Annotated in this window: 13 protein-coding genes; 1 reads left to right on the top strand and 12 read right to left on the bottom strand. The window is 63.9% G+C overall.

Annotated features, from left to right (window positions below):
- Positions 1 to 11 precede the first annotated feature (11 nt).
- The 12 genes from J9893_RS19710 to J9893_RS19655 all read right to left on the bottom strand — a co-directional run bounded on the left by J9893_RS19710 (position 12) and on the right by J9893_RS19655 (position 12,625).
- Positions 12 to 1,925, bottom strand: coding sequence for a flagellar hook-length control protein FliK (locus tag J9893_RS19710; RefSeq protein WP_210601744.1), 1,914 nt, complete (start codon positions 1,923 to 1,925; stop codon positions 12 to 14).
- A gap of 87 nt (positions 1,926 to 2,012) precedes the next feature.
- The gene (fliJ, locus tag J9893_RS19705; RefSeq protein WP_041212625.1) at positions 2,013 to 2,453 is read right to left on the bottom strand and encodes a flagellar export protein FliJ; all 441 of its coding nucleotides are present in this window, start codon (positions 2,451 to 2,453) and stop codon (positions 2,013 to 2,015) included.
- A 16-nt stretch (positions 2,454 to 2,469) separates the two neighbouring features.
- On the bottom strand, positions 2,470 to 3,801 hold the full coding sequence (gene fliI / locus J9893_RS19700; protein WP_029314163.1) for a flagellar protein export ATPase FliI: 1,332 nt from the start codon (positions 3,799 to 3,801) through the stop codon (positions 2,470 to 2,472).
- A gap of 74 nt (positions 3,802 to 3,875) precedes the next feature.
- Positions 3,876 to 4,679 (bottom strand): flagellar assembly protein FliH, encoded by an 804-nt coding sequence (gene fliH / locus J9893_RS19695; protein WP_139736710.1) that lies wholly within the window; start codon positions 4,677 to 4,679, stop codon positions 3,876 to 3,878.
- A 70-nt stretch (positions 4,680 to 4,749) separates the two neighbouring features.
- Positions 4,750 to 5,811, bottom strand: a complete 1,062-nt coding sequence (gene fliG, locus J9893_RS19690; protein ID WP_010673917.1) for a flagellar motor switch protein FliG — start codon at positions 5,809 to 5,811, stop codon at positions 4,750 to 4,752.
- Complete coding sequence (fliF, locus tag J9893_RS19685) at positions 5,804 to 7,504, bottom strand: flagellar basal-body MS-ring/collar protein FliF (protein ID WP_041212623.1); 1,701 nt, start codon at positions 7,502 to 7,504, stop codon at positions 5,804 to 5,806. Before fliF ends, fliG begins: the two co-directional genes overlap by 8 nt.
- 55 nt (positions 7,505 to 7,559) lie before the next feature.
- Positions 7,560 to 7,877 carry a flagellar hook-basal body complex protein FliE gene (fliE, locus tag J9893_RS19680; RefSeq protein WP_029314161.1) on the bottom strand — a complete coding sequence of 106 codons (318 nt, stop codon included), beginning with the start codon at positions 7,875 to 7,877 and terminating at the stop codon, positions 7,560 to 7,562.
- A gap of 379 nt (positions 7,878 to 8,256) precedes the next feature.
- Positions 8,257 to 9,033, bottom strand: coding sequence for a lipoprotein (locus J9893_RS19675; RefSeq protein ID WP_041212621.1), 777 nt, complete (start codon positions 9,031 to 9,033; stop codon positions 8,257 to 8,259).
- Between the two features lie 103 nt (positions 9,034 to 9,136).
- Positions 9,137 to 9,562 (bottom strand): glutaredoxin-dependent arsenate reductase, encoded by a 426-nt coding sequence (gene arsC / locus J9893_RS19670; protein ID WP_113977750.1) that lies wholly within the window; start codon positions 9,560 to 9,562, stop codon positions 9,137 to 9,139.
- A 51-nt stretch (positions 9,563 to 9,613) separates the two neighbouring features.
- Entirely contained in the window at positions 9,614 to 10,678 is a 1,065-nt protein-coding gene (gene arsB / locus J9893_RS19665) for an ACR3 family arsenite efflux transporter (RefSeq protein ID WP_143237231.1), read from the bottom strand.
- Positions 10,679 to 10,766: 88 nt separating this feature from the next.
- Entirely contained in the window at positions 10,767 to 11,135 is a 369-nt protein-coding gene (locus J9893_RS19660; RefSeq protein WP_039039917.1) for a helix-turn-helix domain-containing protein, read from the bottom strand.
- Between the two features lie 398 nt (positions 11,136 to 11,533).
- The gene (locus tag J9893_RS19655; RefSeq protein WP_109113209.1) at positions 11,534 to 12,625 is read right to left on the bottom strand and encodes an HD-GYP domain-containing protein; all 1,092 of its coding nucleotides are present in this window, start codon (positions 12,623 to 12,625) and stop codon (positions 11,534 to 11,536) included.
- 266 nt (positions 12,626 to 12,891) lie between these two features.
- On the opposite strand from J9893_RS19655, the gene rimO reads away from it, so the two are divergent.
- Positions 12,892 to 14,220, top strand: a complete 1,329-nt coding sequence (gene rimO, locus J9893_RS19650; protein WP_041215595.1) for a 30S ribosomal protein S12 methylthiotransferase RimO — start codon at positions 12,892 to 12,894, stop codon at positions 14,218 to 14,220.
- The last annotated feature ends 347 nt before the right edge of the window (positions 14,221 to 14,567 follow it).

Raw genomic sequence — 14,567 nt, 5'->3', positions numbered from 1 at the left:
TTAAGAATGCATCAAGCATAGAAATCGATTCCGGCATCGTTTGCCGATTCCACCAGCAGCGTGAGGTTGCGAGCGCTCCCCTCGGCCTCTCTGCCATCGCTGCCGCCGCCATTTCCCCCCTGTCGCCCCTGGTCACCGAAACCGGACTGACCCTGGGAGGATGACTGCCCCTGCTGCTGGAAGGCTTGCTGCTGCGCCTGTTGCTGCACCACGGTCTGGCCGAGCTGGATCCCCTGCCCTGCCAGCATGTCGCGCAGGCGCGGCATGGCCTGCTCCAGCATCTCACGGGTCTGGCCATGCTGCACCACGAAGTGCACGCTGGCCTGGCTGGAGGCATCCATCTGGATTTGGATCTTCATCTTGCCAAGCCCCAGGGGGTCTAGCTGGATCTCCGCCTGTTGCAGCTTGTCCGCCAGCATCAGGTTCACCTTGTGGTGCAACTGCTCGGGGGCCTCAGGGGTCGCCAGCTTGAGGTGGGGCAGGCTCTGGGGCTCCCGTCTGACGGTCGCCTCGGCCAGCGGTCTGTTCTCGCCGACCTGGCTCTGTGCCTGATGCAAAGGCTGGCTCCCCTCGGCGGGTTCACTGCCCTTGACCTCCATCCCCGACTGTTTGCCCAGCTCATCGAGCCGGGACTTGTCCACCGCGGACTTCACCGACACGGCCGCGCCGGCGGCCACCACGGGGGCGTTCTCCATCTGGTCCAGGCCCCCCGAGAGGGCCGTCAGGGGGGCCTGTGCCACCTGGGATTCATGACGAGCCAGGATCTGCGGCGCCACCTGCACAGGGGCCGGGTCCTCCGTCGTCACGGGCTGGCTGCTCCCTGCATTCACCGCAGGCTCGGCCCCTGCACGGGCTCCCTGCCCGCTCGCGGCCTCAGCCTGTCTGGCCTCACCGGCGACAGGGGCCTCCTTCTCTGCCCCTGCCGCCGTCGCGGGCGGAGCGGACTCCGGTGTGGCCGCAGGGGCCGGCCCCTGCGCCACCGTCCGGATCACGCCATCGCCATAGGCGCTGGTGGCACGGGAAGCGGTTGTCCCCTGTCCGGCCGACGCCAGGGGATCGGTCACCTGTGCCTCTTGCGATGAGTCAGCCCGGGTGACAGTGGGAGCCTGGGCGTTTTCTCCGGCCACCACTTTGGCGAGCAGGGCGGCACGCTCCTGACCCGAGAGAGGGGGCTCGACCCCCTTGGCATCCGGCTCCGCTCCCTTGCCTGCCATGGGCTGGCGGGTCACCCCGCCCTGGTCGGCCACGGCGGTGTCATCGGCCAAGGGGTGCTCTTCTGCCCCCAGCGGCAGAGCCCCCTGACCGCTCGGCACGGCGCTGGCGCCTTGGGCCGCACCGGGGATGGCTTTCGTTCTGTTTCCTTCATGCTGACGCTCTGGCGCCATCTGCGGCAGGGAGGCGCTCCCCTCTGCCGCCTCCACGCCCTCTGCCATCCCCACATCCTCTGCCATTCCGACCCCCTCTGCCATCCCAGGCGCAGCGGCGCCAGGCGGCAAGGGGTTGCCGTCCACAGGCACCGCCGCCTCACCGGCCATGGCGGGCGATGTAGGGGGCACCACCAGGCTCACATCCTGGCGCAGGGAGGCTTGCAACTGTTGCAGGAAGTCGTCGGGAGGCAGCTCGCCCTCGTCGTCCGCTTCCTTCAAGGAAGACGCAGACTCGGTGGCGGGCTCGTCAGACGCCAAAGATTTGGCAGCCGGGGCAAGCCCCTCCCGGGCGCCCTCGGCGGGGCCCTGGAGCGCTGGATTTCCCTGACTGGCTGGCGCCTTGCTCATCAGCTGGGCCATGGCTTGCGAGAAGGCGGCCTTGCCCTCGCCTGACGGCTGCACGCCCCCTTCGCCCCCGACGGTGGGAGCCAGCAGGGTGGCGCTGCCATCGGCAGAAGGCGCCTGGGGGAGAGTGCTAATCAAGGGGGTCTGTATCATGCTGGGATCCCTGACGACGATTCGGTGACGGCCGCACGTGCGGTCATGGCTTGGCCCATCGGCCTCGCATGACCGGAAGAAAGCAAATTACAGGCCAGTTTGGTGATAACGACGCAGGATGGCGTAGTCATCCAGCATCTTCTGCTCCTGGCGCTGGGCCTTCTGGCGCACCTTGTCCGCCTTCTTCTCCAGCAGCAGCTCGACCGCCTTGCGCCGCTGCTGGGCTTCGAGCCACTGGGTGCGGCACTCGGCCAGTGCCTCGCGCACCTGCAACACCCCTTGGTACTGCTGGGTCGCCGCGTTTTCGAGCTTGTTGATGAAGGCGTGATACTGGCTGTTCTGCTGGGGACTGATCCCCTGCAGACCGCGCTCCGTCCACTGCTGGTGGTAAATCTGGCGATACTGGTTGAGGGCGTTTTGCTGATCCATGAACAGCTTGAGATCCTGCTGGGCCTTGGCCAGCGCCATGGCGGCCTGCTGTTCGGCCTCCTCCAGCCGACTCGCCAGCAACGTCAATCCTTTACTCATAAGGGCTCTCCACCGGTCAACGCATCAGGGGCATGGCCACCAGTTGCAGGGATTGCAGGCCTTCATCGTAGTGAATGACCTCGCGCATTTTCTGCTGCAAGAACTGATCCAGATAGGGTTTCTGGATGATGGCCCGGTCGATGCGCGGATCCGATCCCTGGCTGTAGGCGCCGATGGTGATGAGATCCCGGTTCTGCTGGTAGAGGGAGTAGAACTGCTTGAAGGTGCGCGCCAGCTCCATGTGCTCCGGTGAGGTCACCATGGGCATGACCCGGCTGATGGATTTTTCGATGTCGATGGCCGGATAGTGGCCCGCATCCGCCAGCTCCCGCGCCAGCACGATGTGGCCGTCAAGGATGGCCCGGGCCGCGTCGGCGATGGGATCCTGCAGATCGTCCCCCTCCGTCAGCACGGTGAAAAAGGCGGTGATGGAGCCCTGGCCGTCGCTGCCGTTGCCGGCCCGCTCCACCAGCGCCGGCAATTTGGCAAACACCGAGGGGGGATAGCCCTTGGTGGCCGGCGGCTCCCCCACCGCCAGCGCAATTTCCCGCTGGGCCTGGGCGTAGCGGGTGAGGGAGTCCATCAGCAGCAGCACGTTGAGCCCCTGCTCGCGGAAATACTCGGCGATGGCGAGCGCCGTCTCGCACCCCTTGAGGCGCATCAGCGGCGAGGCATCGGCAGGGGCGGCCACCACCACGGCGCGCTCGCGCCCCTCGGCGCCGAGGATCTCCTCGATGAACTCCTTCACCTCCCGGCCCCGCTCGCCGATGAGGCCCACCACAACCACATCCGCCACCGAGCCCCGGGTCATCATGCCAAGCAGCACGGATTTGCCGACACCGGAGCCGGCGAACAGCCCCATGCGCTGACCCCGGCCCACGGTGAGCACGGCATTGATGGCCCGTACCCCCACGTCCATGGGTTGATGGATGGGGCGACGGGCCAGGGGATTGATGCGGTGCTGGGCGAACTGCACCGTCTGGGACGATAGGATGGGGCCGAGCCCGTCCAGGGGCTGGCCGATGCCGTCGATGACCCGGCCAAGCAGACTCATGCCCACCGGAATGCCGTGATCTTCGGTGACGGGCACCACCCGGGCGCCGGGAATGACCCCCTTGAGCTGCTCGCTCGGCATCAAGAACAGGCGATCCCCGGCAAACCCCACCACCTCGGCCTCCAGGGCCCCATCCTGGGTATCGATGCGGCACAGGGAGCCGATGGCAGCGCGGCAGCCAATGGCTTCCAGGGTCAACCCCACCACACGGGTGAGCTTGCCTGCCACCGGTGGTATGGGGGCCTGCTCGCGAACCCGGTAGCCTTTAAGCCGATCAAGAAGGGGTGCCGTCATGTCGCCTCCGACGATGAGTGCCTGATGATGCCGTCAGCAGGACGCTGCACGACGGGTTCGAACCGGGCCATGGCTCAGCTCGCGTTGTCACGCAGGAAATTGCGCAGCAGTTGATCGATGCGCCCGGAGAGGGTGAGATCGATGCTGGAAAGCTCGGTGGCCAGTTGCAGATCACCGGGGGAGAAGGTGGGCTCGCTTTGCAGCCGCCAGTGGCGCCTCGCGCACTCCTCGGCGCCAAAGGCGGCCTCTACCCGGATCACATCCTCCGGGTGCAGCATCAGGGTGACCCCCTGCTCGGCGGCAGGGAGCAGGGCCAACCCCTGCTTGAGGGCCTCCAGCAGCAGCGTGGGGGAGGTTTGCGCCTCATGGCGGATGAGGGCGCGGGCGAGCTGTTGCACCAGGGCGATGAGCTGCTGCTCCACCGCCTCGTCCATCTCGCCAAGGGGAGTGGCCAGGCGTGAGACCAGGGCTTGCCAGCGGGCTATCTCCAGCTCCACCTGCTCCCGCCCCATGGCGAGTCCCTCTTCCCTGCCCTGCTCCAGCCCGGCCTGGTGGCCCTGCTGCAAGCCTTCGAGCTTGCCCTCTTCCAGCCCCTTGGCAAAACCGGCCTCGCGCCCATCGCGCATCCCCTCTTCCCAGGCGGCCTGACGAATCGCCTCCACCTCTTCGGCGGTGATGCTGGGGGCGGGTTCTTCGGGTTGTTCTTCCGGCAGGGCCGCATCGGCCTGCTCCTGACGATACCAGTCAGGAGCCAGCCCCAGGGCATTGGTCTCGACCTCGGCTTCGGTCTCCATCTCTGGCCAGCCCCAGGTCTCAATCTGCGCCGTGTCGGACTCGGGCCTCAGATAGCCGCGCAGTTTGCTGTTCTTGTCATTCATGTGCCGAAGAGACTCCTATCGAGGGCCGGGTACAGGGGCCGACATCATCGCACATTCCATGGCCCATGGCTTAGAGGAACTCTTCGCCACCACCCGCCCCCAGCATGATCTCGCCCGCATCCGCCAGGCGGCGCGCCGTGGAGAGGATCTCCTTCTGGGCGGCCTCCACCTCGGAGACCCGGATCGGCCCCATGGCCTCGAGGTCGTCCGCCAGCATCTCGGCAGCCCGCTTGGACATGTTCTTGAATACTTTTTCCCGCATCTGGTCGTCCGACCCCTTGAGGGCCCGTTGCAGCAGATCCCCGGGCACTTCTCGCAGCAGGGTCTGGATGCCCCGATCGTCCACGTCGATGAGGTTTTCGAACACGAACATCAGATCCTGGATCTGCTGGCTCATCTCCTCGTCCGACTCGCGGATGGAGTCCATCAGCTGCCCTTCGATGTTGGTGTCCAGGTAGTTCATGATGTTGGCCGCCGCCTTCAGGCCGCCCATCTTGGCCGCCTGGGCACCGGCCGCACCGGCGAACTGTTTCTCCATGATGTCGTTGAGCTCCTGCAGCGCCGCCGGTTGCACCTCTTCGAGGTTGGCAATGCGCATCACCAGATCCAGGCGCACCTGCTCCGGGAACTGGCTCAGGATCTCGGCGGACTGTTCCGGCTCCAGATAGGAGAGGACGATGGTCTGGATCTGCGGGTGCTCGTTCTGGATGATGCTGGCCACCTGGCGGGCATCCATCCACTTGAGGGAGTCGAGGCCGCGGGCGCCTGATCCCAGGATGATCTGATCCACCAGGTTGCTGGCCTTGTCCTCCCCGAGCGCCGCCACCAGGGCCTTGCGCACGAAGTCTTCACTGCCGATGCCGATATTGGTGTACTTCTGGATGTCGTCGATAAATTGACGATGCACCGCCGCCACCCGATCGTGGCTGAAATCCGACATGGAGGCCATGGACATGCCGAGCCGCTGCACCTGCTTGGGCTCGAGGTGGCGGAAGATCTGGGCCGCGTCCTCCTCGTTGAGGCTCAGCATCAGCACCGCAGCCATCTCCATGCCGCCCATCTGATCCAGGATCAGGCGCTGGCTTTCGGTGATGTCGTTGCCGGTGACCTGGCTTTTATTCTCTTCAGGCATCTTTGGTTACCCATTCTTTGATGACCTGGGCGGCCAGGTCAGGTTCGTTCGCTACCAGGGCGCGCACGGCCTTGAGCAGATCCTCGTCACGGTGCAGGTCAGGCAGCTTGAGCTGACCATCCCGCAGACCGAATACCGGTTCGGCCTCGGCCTGGGCGGCCAGCAGGCTCAGTTCGTCGTCGCCACCCAGCACGGTGTGGTTGTCGAAGTCCAGCTCCCCTTCCGGCTTGGCGTCCGGGTAGAGCAGGCGCTTGAGCATGGGCCGCACCACGGTGACGATGAGCACTATGATGACCAGCACGGAGGCGGCGATGCGCACCGCGCGCCAGAACCAGGGCTGCTCGTAGAGGGGGATGTCGGCCACGGTCTCGAGTTCCGGGCGGTTGAACGGAATGGCGACCACCTCCAGGGTATCCCCCCGGGTCACATCAAAGCCCAGACCGCCGCTCAGCAGACGGCGCAGGGTATCGAGCTCGGCCTGGCTGCGGGCTTCCCGGGTCACGGCACCGTCGGCGCCGGGGATGGCCTTGTAATCCACCGCCACCGACACCGTCATGCGGCGAATGCCGCCCTGCTGGCGCCGGATGTGGCTGACGGTGGTGTCCAGTTCGAAGTTGCGGGTCGCTTCCTTGCGGGAACGGCCGGAAGAGGCGGTTCCTTCCCCGCCGGCAGCCTGCTCGGGAATGTTGGACGCGGCGGGCGGCTGGTTGGAGAGGGCGCCGGGCACCCCGCCGTTGCTGCCGCTAGCGCTGTTCTCTTCCATGGTCATTTCGGAGCGCACCGCCGGCAGGTCCGGGTTGTAGGTCTTGCGGGTCTGTTCCTGCTGGGAGAAGTCGAGGGAGAGATCCACCTCCGCCGTATAGTTGTCGGCCCCCAGCACCGGGATCAGGATGGCGTCAATTTTTTGTTTGTATTCGAGCTCCTGCTTCTGCTGCATCGCAAACTCCTTGCGGGTCTGGGCAGAGAGGGGATCCTGGGAGCCGGAGTTGAGCAGGCGACCGTTCTGGTCGGTCACGGTGACGCGGGTCGGCTCCAGACCGTGAACGGCGGAGGCGACCATGTCGACGATGGAGTCCACCTCACCCTGGCCCAGGGCGTTACCCTTGAGGCTCAGGACCACGGTGGCGCTGGGCTTGCGTTCGTTGCGGGCGAACACGTTGTCTTTCGGGATGGCCAGCAGCACCTGGGCCTTGGCGACGTTCTGGAACTGCTCGATGGCGCTCGCCAGCTGGCGCTCGCGGCTCAGCTTCAGGCGCTCGCTCTCCATGCGCTGGCTGACGCCGAAGCTGGAGTCCTTGAGCAGGATGGCTTCGCCGTCGTTGCTGGCGTCGCTGTTGTTGGCCAGACCGGCGCGGGTCAGGCGCAACCGGATGTCCGCATAGTTTTCGGCACTGACCAGCACGCTCTTGCCATCCACCTGATAGGGGATCTTCTGCTGATCTAGGTAATCCAGAGTGGAGACCAGCTCCTGGGTGGTGAAGGTGCCGAGGGGACGCATCTCCGGCTCCTTGCCCCACAAGAGGATGAAGACAGCGATGGCCAGACAGATGGTCAGCCCCAGGATCAGGGTGATCTGGCGCAACACATCGGTGTTGGACAGGAAGCCCAGCGCCGAGCTCTTCTGCTCGTGCTCGTCAAGGGCGGCCGCCCCCTCGTTGTTGATCAGCAGATCGCCGTTTTGATCAGTTGCCACGGTTTATGTCCTTGTTGCTGACATCTTCATGATGATCGGTCGCCATGGGCCCGAGTTACACCGGCATGTTCATGATGGTCTTGTAGGCATCGACCATCTTGTTGCGCACCTGCACCGTCGCCTCGAAAGCGATGGAGGATTTCTGGCCGGCGATCATCACCTGGGAGAGATCCACCGACTTGTCGCCGAGATCGAAGCGGGTACGCAGATCGTTGGCGGTGCCCTGCAACTCGTTGACGTTGTCCAGGGCCTGTTGCAGCATCTGGCCGAAATCCGAGCTGACCGGACGACCGGGCTGGGTCAACGGCGTGGCACCGGCTTCCACCTTGAGGGCCTGCATCTCTTGCATCAGGCTGCTTGCGCTAATTTCCATCTTCCCTTCCCAGACAAATCATTGACACTGACTGGTTTGAAGCAATAAAGGTGCCAACCAGAGCGAGATTTCGAGATCAGGGATAAAAGCGGGGCGCGATCAGGCCGGCGGGCACCGGCCATCCGGGGATCAGGTCGCAGATCCGGGGGGATCGCCCAGCCGCCGCCGCAGGTAGATGCTCTGCTTGTCCCACTCCCGGCGCTGGGCAACCATCCGATCCTGCTCGGCCTCATGGGTCATCTTGCTCTCCTTGTCGCTGGACTCTGTGCGGCGCCCATGAAAAAGAGGGCCCAAGGCCCTCTTTTTACTGCAAGTCCCGACAATTAAACAGAGTGCACCTCGATCTCCTCCAAGAAAAAACGAGTCAGATCGGCAGGGATCACTTGTTCAGGTCATCATCCAGCCAGTACTTGGAGCCCGAGATGTTGGCGTCCAGCAACAGCCCCTTCTCGCCAATCTGGTAGATGGCCATGCCCCCATTGTACTTAGCGGTGAGCTCGGCGCTCTCCTTGCCCGCCACGGCGCCCACCTCGGAGGTGGCTTCCCACCCCTTGCTGACGAAGGCATCGAACCTCGCCTTGTCCTCGAACAGGATCACCTGCTGGTAGAACTTGCCGCCGATCCCGGCCGCGAGACCGGCACCGAACATCTTCATGTAGGTGTGCTTGCCACTGGTGCGATTGACGGCGACCCCGGCCCCCTGATTGGTGTGGATCATCAGGGAGAACTTGCGCGAGTCGAACACCGCATAGCCATAAGCCTTGTCAAACAGCAACTTGGCCGAAGGCTGCTCGTTGAACAGCCGCACCAGGGCGGTATCGGCCATGGTATCGAGGGCGGTTCTCGCCTCCTCCGGGGTCTTGGGCTCGAGCATGGTGTCGAGCTTCTTGTCGGCGGCGGTCAGCCACTCCTTGCCGGTGGCCGCGCTCTCTGCCGTCCAGGCCCCCGCCTTGTTGTAGGCCTCGGCCCCCCAGCTGGACACCGACTCCCAGGTCTCCTTGGAAAAATCGGTGATCCCCTTCCACGCCTCCTTGCTGGTATCGCTCACCGCGGTACCGAGTTCGGAGGCGGCCTCCTTCAGCTTTGCCCAGTCGGCCAGACCGGGGGTTGAGGCCAGCGCCAGTGCCGTGGCTATCACCAGGAATCGAATCTTCATTGTTTCCACCCTCTGTGATGAGTCGAAGGTCACAGTAGCAGATCTGGCGCCTGCCCGTTAAGGGCATCCCCCCGGCGCGGGTCAGACGCTGACGCGCAGGGGCTCAACGAAGCCGTTTGCCCTGGCCGTCCACCACCTGCTCGCCATCCTCCTTGGCAAAGGCCCCTTGCTGCGGGTCGGGCAGGATATCGAGCACCACCTCCGACGGGCGGCACAGCCGGGTGCCGAGGGGGGTGACCACGATGGGCCGGTTGATGAGGATGGGGTGGGCCAGCATGGCATCGATCAGTTCGTCATCGCTGAAGCGATCTTCTGCCAGCCCCAGCGCCTCGTAGGGGGGCACGTTCTTGCGCAGCAGATCGCGCACCGGCATGCCCATGGCGGCGATCAGGGCCACCAGCTCGTCGCGGGAGGGGGGCGTCTCCAGATAGTGAATGATGGTGGGCTCCACACCGCTGTTGCGAATCAGCGCGAGGGTGTTGCGGGAGGTGCCGCACTCTGGATTGTGATAGATAGTGATTGCACTCATTTACCTGTCTCTCATGACTCAAGTGAATAGAAATGGGTTAGTGGCCATCCGTTAGCGCTTTAGTCCCGCCTCGTACCAGGGTTTGCTGGCGTTGACCACGCGCACCACCAGCAGCATGACCGGCACCTCGATGAGCACCCCGACCACGGTAGCGAGCGCCGCGCCCGAATGAAAGCCGAACAGGCTGATGGCGGCGGCCACCGCCAGCTCGAAGAAGTTGGAGGCTCCGATCAGAGCGGAAGGGCAGGCCACCGAGTGCTTCTCCCCCACCTTGCGGTTGAGCCAGTAGGCGAGCCCGGAGTTGAACAACACCTGGATCAGGATGGGCACCGCCAGGAGGGCGATGACCAGCGGCTGCTCGATGATGGCGTTGCCCTGAAAGGCGAACAGCAGCACCAGGGTGAGCAGCAGGGCCGCCACCGACCAGGGCTGGATGCGGGTCATGACGCCGTCAAAATGGGCCTGCCCCTTTCTCAGCAAGACCTTGCGCAGCAGCTGGGCGAGGATGACAGGGATGACGATGTAGAGCACCACCGAGGTGAGCAGGGTATCCCAGGGCACGACTATGCTGGAGACCCCGAGCAGCAGCGCCACCAGCGGGGCAAAGGCAAACACCATGATGAGGTCGTTCACCGCCACCTGCGACAGGGTGAAGTAGGGATCGCCGTTGGTGAGGCGACTCCAGACAAACACCATGGCGGTGCAGGGGGCCGCTGCCAGCAGGATCAGCCCAGCCACGTAGCTGTCCAGCTGATCCGCTGGCAGCCAGTCGGCAAACAGCACGCGGATGAAGAGCCAGCCGAGGAAGGCCATGGAGAAGGGCTTGACCAGCCAGTTGATGAAGAGGGTGACCCCGATTCCCTTGAGGTGCCCCTTCACCTGGTGCAGGGCGCCAAAGTCGATCTTGAGCAGCATGGGGATGATCATCACCCAGATAAGCAGCCCCACCGGCAGGTTGACCCTGGCCACCTCCATGGCGCCGATGGCCTTGAAGAGGCTCGGTAACCCCTGCCCCAGACCAATGCCCACCAGGATGCAGAGGGCGACCCAGGCGGTCAGATAACGTTCAAAAAAGCCGATGGCAGGGGCTGCCTTGGCCTCACAGCTTGCAGACATGATGACTCCCGGTGCGATCCACGCTCGCACCCCAGGTTGGATAGATGAATGACACGGCGCATGGGCATCGACAGCCCGCCCTGGCCCGTTACGACTCGCCGCAGCAGGGCGACGACCCCTCGGCGCGGGAAGCGCTGCCGGGCCCGGCGGGCAGCAGGCCGCACGCCTCGGGATGACCAGCGCAACACTCCTCGGTGAGGTAGGCGATCACCCCCAGCATCAGGGGGATGTTGGCGCGGTAGCGCAGAAAGCGCCCCTCCTGCTCCACCGACAGCAACCCGGCGTTGAGCATCCCCTTGAGGTGAAACGAGAGGGTATTGGGGGCGATGTCGAGCTCGCCGGCCAGCTCCCCCGCGACCCGCCCCTCCAGCCCGGCCTTGACCAGCAGTCGCCACACCTCGAGCCGGATCCCGGAAGCCAGCGATTCAAAGACCTTGGTGGCCGTCTCTTTGTTCATGGGTCTCCCCCCTTGAATGCTTCATTTCAACTATACAAGAATTATTGAAATGATCAAAGCGTCACCACCGAGTCGGCATCGCGGCGGAACAGGCCGCCAGAGGCGCCGCCCCGGCCATGTCGTGCCCACTAGCGGCCTCATGCCAGTCATATGGCTAATATCTGGCCTCTTTTTATAAGGCACTCTTATGACCTTACCCCGGACAATCCTCCCGTTGGCCGCCCCGCTCACCGCGGCGCCCTGCCTCGCCGCAAAGCCGCAATGCCGCAATGCCGCAGAACAACCCCGGCGCCGGATGCACCTAAAGGCGATGAAACGAGAGAGGGCCCCAGGGCCCCGCCGTCAGATGACGGGGCCTGGGGAATCCGGGAGAAACCGGGGAGGAGAGAGGGGCGCAATCAGGTGATCACGGGATCCCGATATTGCCGATGGATGGCACAAAACGCCTCCCGGCTTTGCAGCGCCGCCGCGACGCAGACAGGGTCGAACTGACTGCCGGCATGGGTCTTGAGGTATTCAAAGGCCGTTTCGAGGGGCCAGGCCTGCTTGTAGGGTCGCTCGCTGGTGAGGGCGTCAAACACATCCGCCACCGCGACGATGCGGGCTTCCAGGGGGATCGCCTCCCCCGCCAGTCCTTCCGGGTAACCCTGACCGTCGAAACGCTCGTGGTGGTAGGCGATGATGTTCTTCAGCATGTCGGTGTGATGGATGCCGTCGAGGCCGAACTCGCGGATCATCAGGGCGATCATCTCCCGTCCCTTGAAGGGGTGGGTCTTCATCACCCCGTACTCCTCGGCCGTGAGCTTGCCCGGCTTGAGCAGGATGGCGTCGGGCACCGCAATCTTGCCGATATCGTGCAGCTCGGAGAAGAGGTGAATGAACTCCACCTCCTCGTCACTCAAGGGGTAATGGGCTGCCACCTCCCGGGCGATGAACCGCGAATAGGCCGACATCCGGTGCAGGTGATTGGCGGTCTCCTCGTCCCGGTAGCGGCTGAACTCCCGCACCGTGGTCAGGGCCCCGTTCAGGGTCTGGATGGAAAAGAACTCCACCGCGATGATGGCCGCCAGGATCTGGGCATAGGCCGCCAGCTCACCGCAAATGGCGCCATCGAAGTAACCGAGCTCTTTGGCATCGCAAAACAGAAAGCCGAACAAGCGACTGTTGAGCAGCAGCGGCTCGGTATAGCTCGACGCGTACCCGGCCGCCAGCACTTTGCGGCTGTGCTCGGAGGGGGAGCCCAGCAGGGAATCCAGGGTATCGAGCACCCTGGGCTGCTGGTGCTCGGCCAGGTAGCGCAGGGAAGGCACCTCGCTCAGCCTGACCTCGTACTGCAACAGCGGCGAGCCCCCGTCCGTGCTGTGGGCAAAGGTCTTGAGCTGGTCCGTCTGCGGGTCGTAGATGGCGATCGCCACCCGGCTCAACTTGTCAAACCGCTGCCTGAGGGTGGCGTGCACATTCTGCACTTTCTCACCAAATGAACTCTCCATCCCGCACATCCTTCTGTAGGCCTGTTGGGAGTATAGTGACACCCGTTTTGCCCCTCCTGCCAAATGGTGACGGCGCACAGGGATCGTGATCCCGCCCGCACTGGCGACGGCTCCCTCCCTGCCCGTGGTCATGTCACGCCCGCCCCACACCGCGTCCCCGGGCAAAGAGATTGTTCGCTTCCGACGTGTCGGCTGTATAGTTTTTGGTTAGCCATTCCGGTAAAATCCGCGCCCTTGAATAAGAGCCACCTAAGAGTGATTGAGCGATGTCCAACACAAAACAGGCCCCCAAAGTAGGATTCGTCTCCTTGGGTTGCCCCAAAAACCTGGTCGATTCCGAACGCATCCTGACCCAGCTGCGTACCGAAGGGTACGACGTGGTGCCCAGCTATGACGATGCGGAGCTGGTGGTGGTCAACACCTGCGGCTTCATCGACAGCGCGGTGCAGGAGTCCCTGGAAGCCATCGGTGAAGCCCTGGCCGAGAACGGCAAGGTGATCGTCACCGGCTGCCTGGGTGCCAAAGAGAACCAGATCCGCGAGATCCACCCCAAGGTGCTCGAGATCACAGGTCCCCACGCCTATGAAGAGGTGCTGGGCCACGTCCACAAATACGTGGAAAAACCCACCCACAACCCCTTCACCAGCCTGGTGCCGGCCCACGGCGTCAAGCTGACCCCGCGCCACTACGCCTATCTCAAGATTTCCGAAGGCTGCAACCACCGCTGCACCTTCTGCATCATCCCCTCCATGCGCGGGGATCTGGTGAGCCGTCCCATCGGCGAAGTGCTGGCCGAGGCCAAGCGCCTGAAAGAGGCTGGCGTGAAGGAGATCCTGGTGATCTCCCAGGACACCTCCGCCTACGGCGTGGACGTCAAGCACCGCACCGGTTTCTACGACGGCATGCCGGTCAAGACCAGCATGGTGGCCCTGTGCGAAGAGCTGGCCAAGCTCGGCATGTGGGTGCGCCTGCACTACGTCTACCCGTACCCGCACGTGGATGACGTCATCCCCCTGATGCGCGACGGCAAGATCCTCCCCTACCTCGACATCCCGCTGCAGCACGCCAGCCCGCGCATCCTCAAATTGATGAAGCGCCCCGGCTCCGTCGAGCGCACCCTGGAGCGGATCCAGAAGTGGCGCGAGATCTGCCCCGAGATCACCCTGCGCTCCACCTTCATCGTCGGCTTCCCCGGCGAGACCGAGGAAGAGTTCCAGATGCTGCTGGACTTCATCGACAAGGCGGAACTGGACAGAGTTGGCTGCTTCAAATACAGCCCGGTCGAGGGTGCCAAGGCCAACGAGCTGCCGGATCCGGTGCCGGCCGAGGTGCAGGAAGAACGCTTCCAGCGCTTCATGGAGCTGCAACAGCAGGTCTCCATCCGCAAGCTGGCCCGTAAAGTGGGCAAAGAGATGCTGGTGCTGATCGACGAGGTGGACGAAGAGGGCGCCACCGGCCGCTCCGCCGCCGATGCCCCCGAGATCGACGGCCTGGTCTACCTGAACGGTGAAACCGGCCTCAAGCCCGGCGACATGGTCAAGGTCCGCATCGACGAAGCGGACGAGTACGACCTCTGGGCCAGCCTGGTGGAATAATCACGCCACTCCCCCTCAAAGCCAGTCGGTCTCACCGACTGGCTTTTTTAATGTCCGCCGCCCGTCAGGCTCTTGCATGCCCCCCTGTCATCCCCTGTCCCGCCCCTCATCACCGATCTCCCTCCCCTCCCTCTTTTCGCACGCGCCCGTGAACCAGCGCACACTTCTCTCCTGCCACATGAGCCGCTTGTTTCCTGCGCAAAAATAAGCCGTGTCAACGGGGAAAAAACGAGCACGATCCAGCTCACATTATCGTTGTAACAGGGAGTGGCAATGTGACTTTTTACTTTGTGAGAATTAATGCAACTTTATAATTTAAAAGGATTTAAAATGCATTTTGACGATAA

This window comes from Aeromonas sp. MaB10011B, assembly GCF_017939325.1.
Lineage (GTDB): Bacteria > Pseudomonadota > Gammaproteobacteria > Enterobacterales > Aeromonadaceae > Aeromonas > Aeromonas caviae.
Note: the sequence above shows the minus strand (reverse complement) of the source record. Positions and strands in the feature narration are given on the sequence as shown.

Bases quoted from the DNA above. Each gene is read 5' to 3' on its own strand.
- J9893_RS19710 (WP_210601744.1), bottom strand. From the start codon at position 1,925: ATGATACAGACCCCCTTGATTAGCACTCTCCCCCAGGCGCCTTCTGCC.
- fliJ (WP_041212625.1), bottom strand. From the start codon at position 2,453: ATGAGTAAAGGATTGACGTTGCTGGCGAGTCGGCTGGAGGAGGCCGAA.
- fliI (WP_029314163.1), bottom strand. From the start codon at position 3,801: ATGACGGCACCCCTTCTTGATCGGCTTAAAGGCTACCGGGTTCGCGAG.
- fliH (WP_139736710.1), bottom strand. From the start codon at position 4,679: ATGAATGACAAGAACAGCAAACTGCGCGGCTATCTGAGGCCCGAGTCC.
- fliG (WP_010673917.1), bottom strand. From the start codon at position 5,811: ATGCCTGAAGAGAATAAAAGCCAGGTCACCGGCAACGACATCACCGAA.
- fliE (WP_029314161.1), bottom strand. From the start codon at position 7,877: ATGGAAATTAGCGCAAGCAGCCTGATGCAAGAGATGCAGGCCCTCAAG.
- J9893_RS19675 (WP_041212621.1), bottom strand. From the start codon at position 9,033: ATGAAGATTCGATTCCTGGTGATAGCCACGGCACTGGCGCTGGCCTCA.
- arsC (WP_113977750.1), bottom strand. From the start codon at position 9,562: ATGAGTGCAATCACTATCTATCACAATCCAGAGTGCGGCACCTCCCGC.
- arsB (WP_143237231.1), bottom strand. From the start codon at position 10,678: ATGTCTGCAAGCTGTGAGGCCAAGGCAGCCCCTGCCATCGGCTTTTTT.
- J9893_RS19660 (WP_039039917.1), bottom strand. From the start codon at position 11,135: ATGAACAAAGAGACGGCCACCAAGGTCTTTGAATCGCTGGCTTCCGGG.
- J9893_RS19655 (WP_109113209.1), bottom strand. From the start codon at position 12,625: ATGGAGAGTTCATTTGGTGAGAAAGTGCAGAATGTGCACGCCACCCTC.
- rimO (WP_041215595.1), top strand. From the start codon at position 12,892: ATGTCCAACACAAAACAGGCCCCCAAAGTAGGATTCGTCTCCTTGGGT.